At 73.4% G+C, this 17,247-nt stretch carries 11 protein-coding genes; 7 read left to right on the top strand and 4 right to left on the bottom strand.

All coding sequences use genetic code 11. The annotated features are described in order from the left end of the window. Window positions 1-10: 10 nt before the first annotated feature. Window positions 11-910: a serine protease gene (locus C9F11_RS26110; protein WP_138961535.1), complete on the bottom strand. Its 900-nt coding sequence runs from the start codon at window positions 908-910 to the stop codon at window positions 11-13. 258 nt (window positions 911-1,168) lie between these two features. On the opposite strand from C9F11_RS26110, the gene C9F11_RS26105 reads away from it, so the two are divergent. Beyond that, window positions 1,169-2,380: a pyridoxal phosphate-dependent aminotransferase gene (locus tag C9F11_RS26105; RefSeq protein ID WP_138961534.1), complete on the top strand. Its 1,212-nt coding sequence runs from the start codon at window positions 1,169-1,171 to the stop codon at window positions 2,378-2,380. A gap of 126 nt (window positions 2,381-2,506) precedes the next feature. Further along, complete coding sequence (locus C9F11_RS26100) at window positions 2,507-2,914, top strand: hypothetical protein (RefSeq protein WP_138961533.1); 408 nt, start codon at window positions 2,507-2,509, stop codon at window positions 2,912-2,914. 91 nt (window positions 2,915-3,005) lie between these two features. Here the strand turns inward: C9F11_RS26100 and C9F11_RS26095 are convergent, their stop codons facing one another. Then, window positions 3,006-4,856, bottom strand: a complete 1,851-nt coding sequence (locus C9F11_RS26095) for a phosphoenolpyruvate carboxykinase (GTP) (RefSeq protein ID WP_171075842.1) — start codon at window positions 4,854-4,856, stop codon at window positions 3,006-3,008. 231 nt (window positions 4,857-5,087) lie between these two features. Here C9F11_RS26095 and C9F11_RS26090 point away from each other — a divergent pair, with 231 nt between their 5' ends. Next, on the top strand, window positions 5,088-5,849 hold the full coding sequence (locus C9F11_RS26090; protein ID WP_269078097.1) for a hemolysin III family protein: 762 nt from the start codon (window positions 5,088-5,090) through the stop codon (window positions 5,847-5,849). A gap of 140 nt (window positions 5,850-5,989) precedes the next feature. Here C9F11_RS26090 and C9F11_RS26085 read toward each other — a convergent pair whose 3' ends face one another. Further along, window positions 5,990-6,511, bottom strand: coding sequence for a hypothetical protein (locus tag C9F11_RS26085; protein WP_249401894.1), 522 nt, complete (start codon window positions 6,509-6,511; stop codon window positions 5,990-5,992). A gap of 275 nt (window positions 6,512-6,786) precedes the next feature. Continuing rightward, window positions 6,787-8,811, bottom strand: coding sequence for a thioredoxin domain-containing protein (locus tag C9F11_RS26080; protein ID WP_171075841.1), 2,025 nt, complete (start codon window positions 8,809-8,811; stop codon window positions 6,787-6,789). 235 nt (window positions 8,812-9,046) lie between these two features. Between C9F11_RS26080 and C9F11_RS26075 the strand changes: the two genes are divergently transcribed. From C9F11_RS26075 to C9F11_RS26060, 4 genes are read left to right on the top strand one after another with little or no spacing between them, the layout of a single operon-like run. Further along, window positions 9,047-12,274, top strand: a complete 3,228-nt coding sequence (locus C9F11_RS26075) for a tetratricopeptide repeat protein (protein ID WP_138961530.1) — start codon at window positions 9,047-9,049, stop codon at window positions 12,272-12,274. 53 nt (window positions 12,275-12,327) lie between these two features. Beyond that, window positions 12,328-14,784 (top strand): tetratricopeptide repeat protein, encoded by a 2,457-nt coding sequence (locus C9F11_RS26070; RefSeq protein ID WP_138961529.1) that lies wholly within the window; start codon window positions 12,328-12,330, stop codon window positions 14,782-14,784. 5 nt (window positions 14,785-14,789) lie between these two features. Further along, complete coding sequence (locus C9F11_RS26065; protein WP_138961528.1) at window positions 14,790-16,082, top strand: CHAT domain-containing protein; 1,293 nt, start codon at window positions 14,790-14,792, stop codon at window positions 16,080-16,082. Then, window positions 16,079-17,239 carry a hypothetical protein gene (locus C9F11_RS26060; RefSeq protein WP_249401893.1) on the top strand — a complete coding sequence of 387 codons (1,161 nt, stop codon included), beginning with the start codon at window positions 16,079-16,081 and terminating at the stop codon, window positions 17,237-17,239. Before C9F11_RS26065 ends, C9F11_RS26060 begins: the two co-directional genes overlap by 4 nt. The last annotated feature ends 8 nt before the right edge of the window (window positions 17,240-17,247 follow it).

The raw sequence follows: 17,247 nt of genomic DNA, 5'->3' as shown, positions 1-17,247 counted from the left end.
CAGGCCCGGGTCAGCGGCGCGCGGCCGCCGCGGGCTTGGGCAGGGCGCAGCCCGGCCGGTTCAGGTCGATCTTGTTGCCGGCGCCGACGCAGGGGACGATCGTGTAGGTCTGCTGGCCGTAGTTGATGCCCTGGCGGACGGTGACCTTGCCGTTCTCGTCGACCTCGCAGGGGTTGTTGTCGGTGCAGCGCTGGCCGTCCTCGTTGCCGGTGTTGTTGACGGCCACGACCTTGCCGGTCTGGTCGTCGATCACCGGCGAGCCGGAGGTGCCGCCGATGGTCTGGCACGCGGAGGTGTAGCGGACCGAGTCCTTCCAGGTCCACTGCCCCTCCTTCAGGCGGTAGACGAACCCGTCGACGTTGCACTTGTACATCCGCTTCCAGTAGCCGGACGCGACCGTGATGGCCCGGCCCGCCTGCGGGTGCGCGGAGTCGAGTTCGAGGGCCTTGATGCCGTAGCGGCTCTCTATGTCGCGGTAGGTGCTGGTCAGCTCGTACAGCGAGACGTCCGTGTCCGTCATCGTGCCGTACGCGATCTTGCTGGCGCGCACGGTGCCCGCGTTGCCGCCGCTGGCGTTCAGGAGCGTGAAGCTGCGGCTGGACGCGCGGTTCACGATGACCTGGCCGGGGCCGGGGAAGCCGGTCTCCAGACAGTGGCCGTTGGACATCACCAGGGCGCGGTCGGTGGGCTGCGAGCTGGGCACGCGTACGACGGAGCCGGAGCAGTTGCTGAGCGCCACGGTGCCCGCGAAGGTCACGGCCTTGGCCTTGGCCTTCGTCTCCGCTACGGGCTGCGTCCGCGCCACCTGCTTGTCGGCCGTCGGCGCCTCGTTGCTGACGGCGGCCGCGGGCAGTGCCGTCGCGCCGAGGAGCAGCGCGGTGAAGACGGCACCGACGAGAGGCTTGTTCATGTGGGGGTCCCCTCAGGAATGACTGCACGACCGGGGGACCAACCGACCCCCCAGTTTTGTCATGCGCATTCTTGAGCCACCCGGCCCCCGGGAACAAGAGCATGTATGGCCGAGTCCGGTAGGCGCCCCACGGGAAAGCACCCAAAGGGGCGCGGGGAACTGCGCGAGCAACCACGTCCGACGCGCACTCGGCGGAACAGCGGGACCAACCGAGCTCCCACCGCTCGAGGCGCCCCCGCCAGAGATAGGCTCGGGAGCATGCAGGTGATCCAGTCGACCAAGCTCGCCAACGTCTGTTACGAGATCCGGGGCCCCGTGCTCGAGGAGGCGATGCGGCTCGAAGCAGCAGGTCACCGCATCCTCAAGCTCAACACCGGCAACCCCGCCGCCTTCGGCTTCGAGTGCCCGCCGGAGATCCTGGAGGACATCCTCCGCAACGTCGGCGACGCCCACGGGTACGGCGACGCCAAGGGCCTGCTCGCCGCCCGCCGCGCCGTGGTGATGCACAACCAGACCCTCGGCATCGAGACCGACGTCGAGCACGTCTTCATCGGCAACGGCGTCTCCGAGCTGATCGTGATGGCCATGCAGGGCCTGCTCGACGACGGCGACGAAGTCCTGGTCCCGGCGCCCGACTACCCGCTGTGGACGGCCGCGGTCTCCCTCTCCGGCGGCACCGCCGTGCACTACCGCTGCGACGAGCAGGCGGACTGGATGCCCGACCTCGCCGACGTCGAGCGCAAGGTCACCGACCGCACCAAGGCGATCGTGATCATCAACCCGAACAACCCGACGGGCGCGGTCTACGACGAGGCGGTCCTGCGCGGCCTGACCGACATCGCCCGCCGCCACAACCTCCTCGTCTGCTCGGACGAGATCTACGACAAGATCCTCTACGACGGCGCCCGGCACACCCCGACCGCGTCCCTCGCCCCCGACCTGCTGACGCTCACGTTCAACGGCATGTCGAAGGCGTACCGGGTGGCCGGGTACCGCGTCGGCTGGATGTCCGTGTCGGGCCCGAAGGCCCACGCCTCCTCGTACATCGAGGGCCTGACGATCCTCGCGAACATGCGCCTGTGCGCGAACATGCCGGGGCAGCACGGCGTGGTCGCCGCCCTCAGCGGACGGCAGACCATCAACGACCTCGTCCTGCCGGGCGGCCGCCTGCTCGAACAGCGGGACACGGCGTACGACCTGCTCACCCGGATCCCCGGCGTGACCTGCGTGAAGCCGAAGGGGTCCCTCTATCTCTTCCCGCGCCTGGACCCCAAGGTCTTCAAGGTCAAGGACGACCGGCAGATGGTGCTCGACCTGCTGCGCGCCGAGAAGATCATGGTCGTCCACGGCACCGGCTTCAACTGGCCCGAGCCCGACCACTTCCGCATCGTCACGCTGCCCACGGCGACGGACCTGGCGGAAGCGGTCACCCGGATCGGGACGTTCCTGGACGGCTACAGCCAGCCGTGACGACGACCGCGGCCTGCCGTGACGCCGCGGCGTCACGGCAGCACGGAGGGCCTGGCTCAAGATCCAGCTCAACTTTAGACAGAATCTAAGCTAAGATGGGTACTCGACAGCTTGGAGACCCATCTCATGTACGAGCCGATCCGCACCAAGTCGGTCCACACGATGGCCGACCCGGGCGACTTCCCGCACCGCAGCCGCGAGGAGGAGCTGGACATCCAGCTCGCCGGGCACCTGGCCGCGCTGCTCGCCGTCACCGACGAGCTGCGCGTCCTCGATCCCGACCCCGGTCTCGACCGTGCCGCCGAGCGCCTCGCGGCCCAGGTCGCCCGCCTGCGCGGGGGCCTGCCGCCGGTCCGTTCGGCGGTCGCCGCCGCCATCCACGAACCCCATCTGTACGCCCTGCACCAGCGCGCCCACGCCCTCGCGGGCCGCGCCCTGGTCGTCGCCGCGTCCCGCGCCGACACGGGGGCGGCGATCCTGGCCGCCCAGCGCATGGAAGCCCACGCCCCGGCCCTCCACCTGACCAACGCCTGACGGCCCCGGACCGCCGCCCGCCCGGCCCCGGACACGCCCCCGCCCGCCCACCCGCCCCGAGGGCAGATGAGCGGGCGGGAAGGCAGGGGCCTCAGCCCAGGCGCGCGACCAGCGCCCGGTACTCGTCCCACAGCTCCTTCGGCGTGTGGTCACCGAAGGTGTTGAGGTGGTCGGGCACGAGCGCGGCCTCCTCGCGCCAGACCTCCTTGTCCACCGTGAGGAGGAACTCCAGGTCGGCCGCGGGCAGTTCGAGCCCGTTCGTGTCGAGGGAGTCAGGGGTCGGCAGGACGCCGATGGGGGTCTCGACGCCCTCGGCGGTGCCCTCCAGACGGCCCACGATCCACTTCAGGACGCGGCTGTTCTCACCGAAGCCGGGCCACACGAACTTGCCCGCGTCGTTCTTGCGGAACCAGTTGACGTAGTAGATCTTCGGCAGCTTGGACTGGTCCTTGTCCTTGGCCACGTCGACCCAGTGGGCCATGTAGTCGCCCATGTTGTACCCGCAGAACGGCAGCATGGCGAACGGGTCGCGGCGCAGCTCGCCGACCTTGCCCTCGGCTGCGGCCGTCTTCTCGGAGGCCACGTTGGCGCCGAGGAAGACACCGTGGTTCCAGGTGAAGGACTCGGTGACCAGCGGGACCGCGGAGGCGCGGCGCCCGCCGAAGAGGATCGCCGAGATCGGCACGCCCCGGGGGTCCTCCCACTCGGGCGCGATGATCGGGCACTGCGCGGCGGGCGTGGTGAAGCGGGCGTTCGGGTGCGCGGCCGGGGTGGCGGACTCCGGCGTCCAGGAGTTGCCCTTCCAGTCCGTCAGATGCGCCGGGGTCTCCTCGGTCATCCCCTCCCACCACACGTCGCCGTCGTCGGTCAGCGCGACGTTCGTGAAGACGCTGTTGCCCCACAGCGTCTTCATGGCGTTGGCGTTGGTGTGCTCGCCGGTGCCGGGCGCGACGCCGAAGAAGCCCGCCTCGGGGTTGATCGCGTACAGCCGGCCGTCCTCGCCGAACCGCATCCAGGCGATGTCGTCGCCGATGGTCTCCACGGTCCAGCCGGAGACCGTGGGCTCCAGCATGGCGAGGTTCGTCTTGCCGCAGGCGCTCGGAAAGGCCGCGGCGACGTACTTCGACTGGCCCTGCGGCGGCGTGAGCTTGAGGATCAGCATGTGCTCGGCGAGCCAGCCCTCGTCGCGGGCCATGACCGAGGCGATGCGCAGGGCGTAGCACTTCTTGCCGAGCAGGGCGTTGCCGCCGTAGCCCGAGCCGTACGACCAGATCTCGCGCGACTCCGGGAAGTGCGAGATGTACTTCGTGGAGTTGCAGGGCCAGGGGACGTCCGCCTGGCCGGGCTCCAGCGGGGCGCCGAGGGTGTGCACGGCCTTCACGAAGAAGCCGTCGGAGCCGAGCTCGTCCAGGACCGGCCGGCCCATGCGGGTCATCGTGCGCATGGACACGGCGACGTACGCCGAGTCGGTGATCTCGACGCCGATCGCGGACAGCGGCGAGCCGAGCGGGCCCATGCAGAAGGGCACGACGTACAGGGTCCGGCCGCGCATGGAGCCGCGGAAGATCCCCTTCTCCCCCGCGAAGACGTCACGCATCTCCGCCGGGTCCTTCCAGTGGTTCGTCGGCCCCGCGTCCGCCTCCTTCTCGGAGCAGATGTAGGTGCGGTCCTCGACGCGCGCCACGTCCGAGGGGTCGGAGGCCGCGTAGTACGAGTTCGGCCGCTTGATCGGGTCCAGCTTCTTGAAGGTGCCCTTGGCCACGAGCTCCTCGCACAGGCGCTCGTACTCGGCCTCGGAACCGTCGCACCAGACCACGCTGTCCGGCTGGGTCAGTTCGGCGATCTCGTTCACCCAGGAGATGAGCCCCTGGTGGTCGGTGGGAAGGGTGCCCGCGGACTGCGAGGACTGCGAAGAAGGGGGAGCCGCGATATCGCGCGCCACGATTGCTCCTATACGAGGGGTTTTAGGTTGGGGCCCCGTGGGGGCTGCGACCCGGACGCTTCACTGCATTTCGATCTTCTGGCGCTCATCCGGTGCCGACCGCACTCATTTGATCATCCGTCCCGCTCGCGCATCTGTCCAGAGGGCTTCACACGTGAGCGGAGTGAGCATGGCCACTTGTAGGATGGGATTTCACCGCTTTGATACGTAACTTACGGTTCCGTAGGTACGATGCCGCGCATGACCGCTCCCGTCCCCGACGCGATCACCAGTTCTGCCGCAGGTGGCTCCGGTTCCGCCGTCCCCGCAGGCGAGGTCGCCGCCGCAGTCATCGAGCCCGTCGCCGCGGCCGTGCGCCCGGTGAAGCCCAAGCTGCGGGGCTGGCTGCACGCCGGCATGTTCCCCGCGGTACTGGTGTCCGGCCTCTTCCTGACCGCGCTCGCCGACTCCACCCGCGGCCGCGTAGCCTGCGGGATCTACGTCCTGACGGCGTGTCTCCTGTTCGGCGTCAGCGCCCTGTACCACCGGGGCGACTGGTCACCCCGGATGGACCGCGTCCTGCGCCGCCTCGACCACGCCAACATCTTCCTGATCATCGCGGGCACGTACACCCCGCTGACCATGCTCCTGCTGCCCGACGCCAAGGGGCAGTGGCTGCTCTGGGGCATCTGGGCGGCCGCCGCCGCGGGCATCGTGTTCCGCGTCTTCTGGGTGGGCGCCCCGCGCTGGCTGTACACGCCCTGCTATCTGGCCATGGGCTGGGCCGCCGTCTTCTTCCTGCCCGACTTCATGCGCGCGGGCGGGATCGCCGTCCTCGTCCTCGTGATCGTCGGCGGCCTGCTCTACAGCGCGGGCGGTGTGGTCTACGGCTTCAAGCGCCCCAACCCGTCCCCGCGCTGGTTCGGCTTCCACGAGGTCTTCCACTCCTTCACCCTCGCCGCGTTCGCCGTCCACTACGTGGGCATCTCCCTGGTGGCCTACCAGCACGCCTGACGCCCCCAGGGGGGCGGGCTCACTCCCCGATACCGCAGGGCCGCGGCCGATGCCGCGGCCCTCTTCTCTGTTCCCTCTGAAACGCGAAAACCGGGGTTCGAAAGGCCGCCGCCTTTCGAACCCCGGTATCGCGTTACGGGCTAGTTGCCCCAGGTGCCCTGGTTCACGGCGCAGTTCCAGCCGTTGCCGCGGACCTGGAACTTCACCTTGTAGCTGTTCTTGTTCAGCAGCCGGGTGCGGACCTGGACGCCCAGCTTGGCCTTGCCGCTGAAGGACTTGTCGAGGACGGTGATGGTCCGCGACGTCTTGTGGGTGATCTTGCCGCCCTTGGCGGTCGCCCGGCCGAAGCGGATGTTCTTCACGTTGGTGACCGTGAACTTCACGTTCGTGAACTTCTTGTTGCTCTTGTTCTTGATGCCGAAGTACAGGCCGTTGCCCGTCACCCAGCCGCCCCGGCCGATGTAGAAGCGGGACGTGTAGACGATGTCGATCGGGCAGCCGGAGCTGGTCGCCTTGGCGAACGGCGCGGCGCTGCTCGGCTTGTCGGCGGACGCGGAGCGCTGGGTGGCGTCACCCGCCGCGGAGGCGGTCCCGGCGAGGCCGAGCTGGGCGGCGGTGATGAGCCCGGCCGTGCCCAGGGCTGCGACGGTCGTACGCGTCATGCGGTTCACTGCGGTGAGTACCTCTCCCCCGGTGCCCCTAGTGGGGCCAACTGACAGAACGATGCCAAACATTCACAGCGGTTTCTTACGCCACTGCGACGCCCGTATTGGTATCACGCCGATGGTCACACAAGGAGCACAAGGTGGCCGCTCGGCCCCGGCCGTGACAGAAGCAGGACAATCGGCAGGCAGCCCCGGGCGGTACTTCACCGTCCGGGGCCGTCCGAGGTCGTCCGGGGCCGTGCGGGGTCGTCCGGCGCCGTGCGGCGGTTCGTTCAGCGCAGCGCGCCGAGGGCCGCCGCGAGTTCGGCCGGGTCCGTCGTCGGCCGGTCGCACACGAAGTCCCGGCACACGTACGCCGTCTCCCGGTCCGCCACCGGGACCCGGTCCGCGAGCAGCGGCAGTTCCCCGTCCGCGGGGCCGACGGCCACCGCGGCGCCGGGCGCCGTGCCGAGCAGCGCGACCCGGTGCAGCGGGCCGTCCACCGCCCCCACCACGGCGACCTCGCGCGGCCCGTCGAGCGCGGCCTCGGCGACGGCGAGCCCGTGCCCGATGAACCGCGGCGCGCGCGGCGCGAGGGCCTTGACCACGCCGAGGGCGCGCTCGGCGGCGCGCCGGTGCGGGGCGGCCCCGGTGTGCGCGGCGTAGGTGAGCAGCGCCCCGGCGGCGGCGGTCCAGCCGGAGGGCGCCGCGTTGTCGGTGGGGTCCTGCGGCCGCCGGATGAGGCGCTCGGCGTCGGCGGCCGTGTCGTACAGGGCGCCCGTCTCCTCGTCGGTGAACTGCACCAGGACGTGGTCGAGGAGCAGGCCCGCGAAGTCCAGCCACACCCCTTCGCCGGTCACCGAGGCGAGCGCGAGGAAGCCCTCGGCGACGTCGGCGTAGTCCTCCAGGACACCGGCGTTGGCACCGGCGCGGCCGTCCTTGGAGGTGCGGGCGAGCCGGGCCCGGTCGTCCATGTGGAGGCGCACGAGCAGATCGCCCGCGCCGACGGCGGCCGCCACCAGGTCGGGCCGGTCGAAGTAGGCGCCGGTCTCGGCGAGCGCGGCGACGGCCAGGCCGTTCCAGGCGGCGACCACCTTGTCGTCCCGGCCCGGCGCGGGGCGCAGGGCGCGGGCCGCGAGGAGGCGCCCGCGCACGGAGGCCACGCGCTCGGCGTCGGCGACCGCCCCGTCGCCCTGCGGCAGTTGGAGGACGGAGGCGCCCTCCTCGAAGGTGCCCTCCTCGGTGACGCCGAAGTACGCGGCGGCCAGCTCGGCGTCCGCGTCGCCGAGGACCTCGCGCAGCTGCTCGGGGGTCCAGACGTAGTACGCGCCCTCCACCGAGCGGCCGGTGGCGTCCGGGCTGTCGGCATCCAGCGCGGAGGCGAAGCCGCCCTCGTTCGTGCGCAGCTCGCGGACCATGAAGTCGGCCGTCTCCAGGGCGACCCTGCGGGCCAGTTCGGATCCGGTGGCGCGCCACAGGTGGGCGTAGGCGCGGCACAGCAGCGCGTTGTCGTACAGCATCTTCTCGAAGTGCGGCACGACCCACTCGCGGTCCACCGAGTAGCGGGCGAAGCCGCCGCCGAGCTGGTCGTAGATGCCGCCGCGCGCCATGCGTTCGCAGGTGTCGGCGGCCATCTGGAGGGCGCCCTCCGCGCCGGTGCGGGCGTAGTGGCGCAGCAGGAACTCGACGACCATGGACGGCGGGAACTTGGGCGCGCCGCCGAAGCCGCCGTGCCGCTCGTCGTAGTCGCGGGTCAGGCCGAGCAGGGCCTTGGCGAGGTCCTCCTCGCCGGGCCGCCGGTCGTCACCGAGGGTCAGTTGACGCTCCGCCAGATCCTTGACGATCTTCGCGGCGACCTCGGTGACCTCCGCGCGCCGGTCCTCCCACGCCCGCCGCACGCCGTCGAGGACCTGAGGGAAGGACGGCATGCCGTGACGCGGCTCGGGCGGGAAGTACGTGCCGAAGTAGAAGGGCTCGGCGTCGGGCGTCAGGAACACGGTCATGGGCCAGCCGCCCTGCCCGGTGGCGGCCTGCACGGCCTCCATATAGACGGCGTCGACGTCGGGGCGCTCCTCGCGGTCCACCTTGACGTTCACGAAGTTCTCGTTCATCAGGGCGGCCGTCGCCCCGCTCTCGAAGGACTCGTGCGCCATCACGTGACACCAGTGGCAGCTCGCGTACCCGACGGACAGCAGGACGGGGACGCCGCGTCGCCGCGCTTCCTCGAAGGCCTCCGGCGTCCAGGGCCACCAGTCGACCGGATTGTCAGCGTGCTGGAGGAGGTAGGGGGAGGTCTCGTGGGCCAGTCGGTTCGGCATGGGCCCATCCTCGCGCACACGGCGCCCGACGGCGGGGTTCCCCCGGCGCGGCGCCCCTCTTCGGAGCGCTCCCTCGCGCCCGTCGCGCGTTCGCAGGACACTGACACGTACATGTAGAGGTGACGGGGTACGTGCACCCGTGCAGGGCGGGGCGCGTGACACGTGCCGCGCGACGGTACGCGGGCACGGGCACGCGCGACGGCGGTGTCACGTGCTCCTCTTCGAGGGGGACCACATGCGGGACAGCCACCGGGCCGAAGCCGAGCGCCTGCTGGCACGGGCGGTCGAGGAAGAGGTCCGGCGCACCGGCGGCCGCACCGACGGGAACGTGCTGCTCTCGCGGGCACGGGCCTCCCTCGACGCCATGGAGCAGACGGCGGCGGAGGAGTACGCGGCGTACACGCGGGCCCTGGACGAGTCGGCCGCCGGGCAGCTGACGTTCGGTCAGCGGTATGCGAAGGAGGCGGCCGGGACGCCCCTGCTCGTCGTGGCGGTCGCCGCGGTGGCCGCCTGCGTGGCCGACCTCGTGCTCGGCACCGGCGGCGGCACCGCGCTCGGCGCGGGCGGGGCCGTCGCGGTCGCCGGATTCGCCGCGACCGTGGCGAAGGTGACGGCGTCCCACGTCCCGGCGGCGCAGCGGCACGCGGGCACGGTCCACCAGCCCGGCGGGCCCGAGCAGCTCCGGCTCCAGTGGCTGACGGCCCTGGAGGTGCGGGGCATCCGGCCGTTCCTCGACCAGCAGCGGGTGCTCACTGCGGCGACGGCGGGCGGGGTCGGCGGCGCCCGCTCCGGGCAGCGGAAGCGGGCGCCGCGGCTGCGCGGCGCCGACAAGAGCGCGGCCGCGCGGCGGCGCACCGTCCTTGAGCAGTCGTTCGCGCAACTGCCCGTGGCGGAGGGCGAGTTCGCGGGCCGGCGGGCCGAGCTCGGGCAGATCGCGCAGTGGGTGCACGCGGCCCGGGCCAGCACCCGGACGAGGCCGACGGTGGTGGTCCTGCACGGCGCGCCCGGCGCGGGCCGGTCCGCGCTCGCGGTGCGGGCCGCGCACGATCTGAAGGACCAGTTCCGCGGGGCCTGCGTGGTGGACCTGCGCGGCGAGAGCCCGGACACGCCGCCGCTGTCCACGCGCGACGCGCTCCTGCACCTCCTGAACCGCCTGGGCGCCCCGCGCGAACAGCTCCTCTTCCGGGAGCGCTCGACGCAGGAGCAGCAGGTCAAGCGGCTCAGCGAGCTCTACCACCAGCACCTCACCGGCCTTGAGGTCGTCATCGTCCTGGACGACGCGAGCGACCCCGAGCAGGTGCGCACGCTGGTGCCCGAGCGCTCCGACAGCCTCGTCCTCGTCACCGCCCGCGGCCCCCTCGGCCTGCCCGCCGACCTGCCCGCGCAGGTGCACGAGATCGCGGTGGAAGCGCTGGACGACGCCGGGGCCGAACAGCTCATCCGGCAGGTCGCCCAGGACCTGCCGGAGCCGTACGACGCCCAGTCCCTCGACCGGCTGCGGGAGCTGTGCGCCGGGCTGCCGCTGGCGCTGCGCGTGGCGGGCTCCGCGCTCGGGCCGCGCACCCCCGAGGCGCTCGTCGCCGACCTCGCCGCGTACGGGCCCGTCGAGCCGGTCGAGCGCACCCTGTGGCTGCGCTACACCGACCAGCCCGAGGCCGCCCGCCGCCTCCTGCGCCGCCTCGCGCTCGCCGGGCGCGCCTCGCTCGGCACCGCGGCGGCGGCCGCGCTGCTCGGCGCCGACGAGCAGGAGGCGGCCCGGCAGCTCACCGCCCTGTCCCGCGCGGGCCTCCTCGACCAGGTGCGCGCCAGCCGCTACCGGCTGCACGACACCGTCCGCTCCTTCGCCCAGGCCCGGCTCGCCGACGAGGAGGAGCCCGCCGAGCGCAGCGCCGCGCAGGAACGTCTCATCGTCAGCTACGGCGAGCTGGCCGACTCCGTGATCCGCCTCGTCGACGGCAAGACGTCCACACGCGCGGACCAGTTCGGGCAGCACGGCTTCACCTCCCTGGACGCGGCGCTGCGCTGGCTCGACGACGAGTCGAGCTTCATCACGGCGGCCCTGCGGCACGCCGAGGGCGTCGAACCGCGGGCCGTGCTCGGTCTGCTCGGCGCGCTGTGCGACTACTGCCTGCTGCGCGGCGACCTCTACCGCCTGGGCGAGATCAGCGAGCTCGCGCAGACGGTCGACCAGGGCCTGCTCGGCCGGAACGTGAAGTGGCGCACCGGCATAGCGGCCCGTCACCTGGGCGAGCTCGACCAGGCCAGGTCCACGCTCACCTCGGTCGTGGACCTGTACTTCGAGGCCCACCAGGACGCGGGCGCGGCCCGCGCCCTCGGCTCCCTCGGCATCACCCTGCACCACCAGGGCAACCTCTCGGAGGCCGCGGCGCGGCTCCGCGAGGCCCTCGACCTCCAGGTCGCGGACGAGCTCGCGGGCGACCGCGGCTGGACCCTGCACGCGCTCGCCGCCGTGGAACGCGACCGCTCCCGCCTCTCCGAGGCGCAGGAGATGCTGCTCACGGCCCTCGACCTGCACCGCGACAGCGGGTCCGTGCACGGCGAGGCCTGGGCGCACTTCCAGCTCGGACAGGTGTGCCTGCGCATGGGCGACGTACCGCGCGCGGAGACCGAACTGCGCCGGGCGATCGAGCTGTACGGGCGCACGCGGGACGCGCGCGGCGAGGCCTGGGCGCTCACCCAGCTGGCCCGCGCCCGGCTCGTCGCGGGCGACCCGTCCCCCGCGGTCGACGGCCTGCGCCAGGCGGTCTCCCGGCACCGCGACAACGAGGACGCGCGCGGCGAGGCCTGGTCCCTGTACTACCTGGGCCAGGCCCTGGAGGAGACCGGCGTCCTCGACCAGGCGGTACGGGACCTGGAGCGGGCCCGCACCATGTTCTCCCGCATGCGGGACGTCTACGGCCTGGCGTGCGCCCGGCACCACTCGGCCCGCGTCACCCGCGACCAGCGCGCCGCCCAGACCGGCTCGCTGCGCAACTCCGGCTTCGCCCGGCAGCTCCTGGTCGACGCCCGGGCCGACTTCCAGCGCATCGGCGTCGCCCACGGCGAGGGCTGGACGTGCCTCGAACTCGCCGTCATCGACGCGGGCAACGGCCGCACGCAGGCGGCCCTGGCCCTGTGCGACGACGCCATCTCCCTGTTCGCCTCGTACGGCGACCGGCGCGGCGAGGACTGGGCCCACTTCCTGCGCGCCACGCTCCTTCCGTACGCGTCGCCCGGCGGCTGGGACATCGGCGTCGCCGTCGCCCAGGAGGAGCTGGCCCAGCTCACCCGCACCGCGCACCCGCTGCGGGACGCCAAGCTCGACGGCTACACGGAGGCGTACGAGCTGTTCCTGGAGCGCAAGGCGGAGCTGGAGACCGGCTGGCAGGGGTGGCGGCTCGGCATGACGCCCGACCGGCACGCCAGGGAGATCATGGGCGTTTCGGTGACGCCCCCTCAGTGAGGGCGCGATAGTGGGGAGTCGACCGGTGGGGCCGTCGGAGGGGGTGGACGCGCATGGGCGGCTGGGTGCCGGACGCGCACGGCCCCTTCTCCGGGCCGCGGCGCGAGCAGGACCTGCCCCGGCAGCTGCGCTCCTTCCTGCGCGAGGACCGGACGCCCGCACTTCTTGAGCTGTACGGTCCACAGCCGCCGCACACGTCGGCGTACGCGGCCCGGCTCGCGCGCTTCGCCCGGGACGCGCCGTCGGCGTGGCGGTCCGACCCGGTGTGGCTGGCGGTGGGGCCGACGGACGCGGCCGCGCCGGAGCGGCTGCTGCTGCGGCTCCTGGAACAGCCCCTGAAGGACGAGCCGGTGTACGGCGTCCTGATAGACCCTCTCTCCCACTTCCGGGCGCTGGCGCCCGAGCTCCTGCCCTCGACACTGCCCGCCCTTTGCCGCGCGCGCCTCGCGCGGCGGCGGTTGACGGTGGTGCTCGACGGAGTGCCGGACGGCGAGCCGGGCGACGACCTGCTGCTCCTCGCCGAACAGCTCGTCCTGGACACGGAGTCCCGTGTCGTGGCCGTTTCGCGGCGTCCTCATGACGGGCCCGGGGAGAGGTGGCTCCGCAGCGAGGTGGCGGCGACCGCCCCCGACGTGCCGGGCAAGAGGCTCACTTACGCCGCCCTGAAGCTGCTCATCGCCGTCGAGCCCTGGGAGGGCGACGAGTTCGACGCGACGGTGGCGGGCGCGCTGTGCGCGGACACGCCGATGACGGACCGGCAGCGCGGGGAGGCGCTGCGCGAGCTGGCCGCCCACGGGCTGCTCCAGCCGACGCGCCCGGGCTGGTACCGGCGCACCGGCGACCTCTTCCCGCACGGCGGCGCGGCCAAGGACCGGGCGCTGGCCCGCGCCGTGCTCGACGGCACGGCGGACCCGCGCCGGGGAGTCGACGCGTACCTCGATCTGGCGGTACGGCTCCTGCGCCGGGACGACCCGGAGGGCGCGGCCCTCCTCGAACGCCTGGAACCCCAACTGATCACCCGGCAGGGCCTCTTCCGGCTCCTGCGGGCCAAGCAGACCCTGTGGCGCACCACCGGCGGCTGGAAGCCCCTGTGCGTCACGGCGGCCGTGGCGATCCGGGAGACGGGCGCGCCTCAGCAGGCCCTGGACGCCCTTGAGCGACTGAGTGCCCCGCGGGCCGTCCGGGAAATCGCCGTCACCATGCGCCACTTGGGCGAGCTGCCCTTCGCCGTGGGCGCGCTCGACGCCCTTGAGGCCTCCGACCCCGGCCCCCGTACGGCACCGGACGGCTGGGTCCTGCACACCCGGGCCGCGATCCAGTGCGACCAGGGGCGGCTGAAGGGCGCGGAGCGGCTCCTGCGCCGGGCCGTGGAGGCCCATCAGATCCGCGGGGACGTGCGCGGCGAGGCCTGGGCCGTGCACCACTACGGGCGTCTTCGGCTGCTGCGCGGCGACGTGGAGGAGGCCCGCAAGGTCCTGGAGGACGCCCGGAACAGGTTCACCGGCCTCGGTGACCTCCAGGGCGAGGCCTGGACCGTGACGGAGCTGGGCAAGGCGGCCCTGGTCCACGACGACTTCCTGGCGGCCGTCCAGACCCTGGGCGAGGCGGTGGGGCGACACCACGAGAACGGGGACGCGCGGGGCAGGTCCTGGGCGGAGCTGTATCTGGGCATCGCCCACGCCGCATCGGGCGGCCCGGAGGGAGCCGTGCCGCTGCTGGACCGGGCGCGCCGGGGGTTCTCCAGCGCCCAGGACACCGTGGGGCAGGCGTGGGCCGAGCACTGTCTCGGGGTCCTGCCTGCGTACACCGCCGAGGACCGGCTGGCCGCGACGGCGGGGCTGGATTCGGCCCTGACGGGGTTCCGGCGGGCGGGGTGTCTCCACGGCGACGCGTGGACGCTCTTGGAACGGGCCTTTCAGTGGCGGCGCGAAGGGCGCGCCGCGTACAGGGCGGTGAACCAGGCCCTGCGCCTCTTCGAGAGCATCGACGACCCCTCCGGGCTGCGCTGGAGCAGCGGAGCGGAAGCGGGCGGCGGGCCGGAGCGCATCCCCCTCACCGCCCGCCTCACCCTCCCCGAACCCGACGCGGACTTCGACCACGGCACCCTGTCCCCCGCCACGCACGCCCGCGTCCGGCTCACCCTCCTCGACGACCGCTCCACCGCGGGCACCGCGTCCCGGATCGAGCTGCGGATCCAGCCCGGCGCCGAGCATCCGTGGTCGGACCGGTCCGCGGGGCTCCCTTGGCTCACCGTCCGCGCCACCCCGCTCACCGGCGCCGACGTCGAGCCCGCGCACGCGGTGACACTGCGGCCCTCGCCCCGCGCGGCGGACGCCGCCGAGTTCCTGTTCACGCCCCGGCGCGCGGGCCGGCACCGGCTGCTCTTCACCGTCGAGCACCTGGAGACGGCGACCGTGCTCCAGGAGGTCGAGACGTACATCGACGTCGTCGAGGGCGACGCCGAAGGACCCCGCTCCGGTCAGGCCCCCGAAGCCCTGCGGAGGTCCTGAGTCCCATGGCCCACGACCTCCCGGTCCACATCGCCCAGGACCCCAGCCACGGCTACACCCGGCTGCCCCGGCACGTCGTCCGCCACCCCGACCTCGTCGTCGGCTTCGACGCGCGGCGCGAGGACGAGCCGATGAGCGCCCGGATGTACGGGCCCGCCGTGCCCGCGGTCAGCGGCTCCGAGCACACGGTGACGCTGCGGGTGCTGCCGGGCGAGGTGCGGGCCCTCGCGGCCCGCCTGCGCCGGATGTGGAAGGACGAGTTCGTGGCGCTGCGGCCGGTGGGCGCGGACGGCCTCCCGCGCGGCGCGCCCTTCCCGTACGCCAGCCGCGTCGACCTCACCGGCGAGCCGGGGGACGAGCTGCGCGCCGCGCTCGGGCGGCTCGCCCTGTACGGCTCCCAGCTCCTCTTCGACGTGCTGCTCGGCGGCGAGGACGAGGCGCTGAAGCTGTTCCGCGGCTTCCTGGCGGACGCGCTGGGCCGCGAGGGGCCACTGCGCGTCCGCTTCCACTCCGACCTGTTCCTGCCGTGGCCCATGCTGGCTCTGCCCGCCGCGTCCGAGGAGCCCGAGGACCCGTCCCCGGCGGCGGTGTTCGACCGGTTCCTCGGCTACCGGCACCAGATCGAGCAGACCGGCGGCCACGCCTACGCGCGCGTCGCCGACGACCGCGACCCGCCGCCCCGCGCGGCCCCGGCCGTGAGCCTCAACCACGACACCGCCGTGGACGCGGCGGGCCTGACCCGGGCCGCCGAGGTCGCGGCGGCGCTCGCCGCGGGCGGCGACCTGGTGGAGCGCACCACCCGGGACGAGCTGGAGCGCGCCCTGCGGGACCGGGGCCTCGACGAGCAGCTGATGTACTTCTGGTGCCACGGCCACTTCACCGCGTCCGGCGACGAAGCCCCGTACCTCGTCCTGAAGCTGAGCGACCAGCTCGCCATCGACGGCTACACGCTGCGCGCCCACCGCCCGCCCCCGCGCGCCTGTGTGCCCTTCCGCCCCTTCGTGCTGCTCAACGCCTGCTACGCGGGCCTGCCGGGCAACGCCGACCTGGCCTATCTCGGCCGGGCCCTGTTCGACGCGGGCGCGTGCGGGGTGCTCGGGCCGCAGATCGAGATGCCGCAGCGGTTCGCCGCCGAGTACGCCCTCGCGTTCGTCACCCGCTATCTGACCGGCGAGGAGACCGCGGGCGCGATCGCCCACTCCCTGACCCGGCACTTCGCCGACACCTGGCACAACCCGCTGGGCCTCGCGTACGCGCTGCACAGCGGCATGGACAGCAGACTGGAGCGGACCGCGTGACGACAGCCGGGGGCGATGGGGATGTCGGAGACGACAGGGGTGCCGGGGACGGCTGGGACGCCAGGGACGGCCGGGTTGCCGAGGACGACAGGGATGCCAGGGACGGCCAGGGTGCCGGGGGCGGCTGGGGCCGCTGGGGCGACGCGGTCGCCGTCGTCGACCTCGACGAGCGCGGCTGGCCGCTGCGGGACACCCGCGCCGGGCCGCGCCCCGTGCCGCCGCCCGGACTCCTCGACCACTTCGCCGCCCGGCTCACACCGCCGTCGTGGGCGACGGACGTCGTCGTGTACGTCCACGGATGGCAGACCTCGCGCACGTCGTCCCGGCAGGCCGTGGGCGAGCTCCTGGGCCTGGCGGGGCGCCAGCTCGCGCGGCGTCCTGAGCTGTATCCGGGGCTCGGCGGGGCGGGCGGGCCCCGGCGCGGCGCGGCGGCGGGGCCGGGCTTCGCGCCCTGGCCGGTGCTGATCCGCTGGCCCTCCCGGTCGCTGCCGTCCCTCGGCGGCTACCGCCGCGTCCGCGACCGCGCGCACGCCATGAGCACGGCCGGGCACGCGGCCGACGTCATCGGGCAGTTGCTCGGCTATCTCGACGCCCGGCGCGGCGACCCGCACGCGGCGCCGGTCCTGGCCGGCCGGGGCGGCCAGTACCTGCACCTCGTCGGGCACTCCTTCGGCTGCCGCTTCCTCTGCGAGGCGGTGCAGTGGGCGGCCGGGGCGCCGGGCGGCACGCTCGGCTGGTCCACGCCCGCGCCACCGGGGCGGCCGTTCACCGTGGACTCCATGCTGCTGTTCCAGATGGCCGCGCCGCGCGACGCCTTCGCCGAGACGTTCACGGAGCTCGCCGGGGCGCCGCTGCGCGGCCCGGTCGTGGCGACGTACGCGCAGGGCGACCGGGCCACCGGCTTCTGGCACCTGCGGGCCGAGAAGCGCACCGGCATCGGGCACGCGGGCATCGGCACGGCGCCCGCGCCCGTCTCCGGCATCCGGATGCGGGGCACGGACGACGGCTATCCGCACGCGGCCCTCGACCACCGGTTCGTCAGCGTCGACGCGAGCCACGTGTTCGTCCGCGGGCGGGGCCCGGCGGGCGCGCACTCCGACCATCTGCGGCCGGAGTCCGCGCACCTGCTGCTCTCACTGGCGGACCACTCGCGGTGAGTCCGCGG

The organism is Streptomyces sp. YIM 121038 (genome assembly GCF_006088715.1).
Classification (GTDB): domain Bacteria; phylum Actinomycetota; class Actinomycetes; order Streptomycetales; family Streptomycetaceae; genus Streptomyces.
Note: the sequence above shows the minus strand (reverse complement) of the source record. Positions and strands in the feature narration are given on the sequence as shown.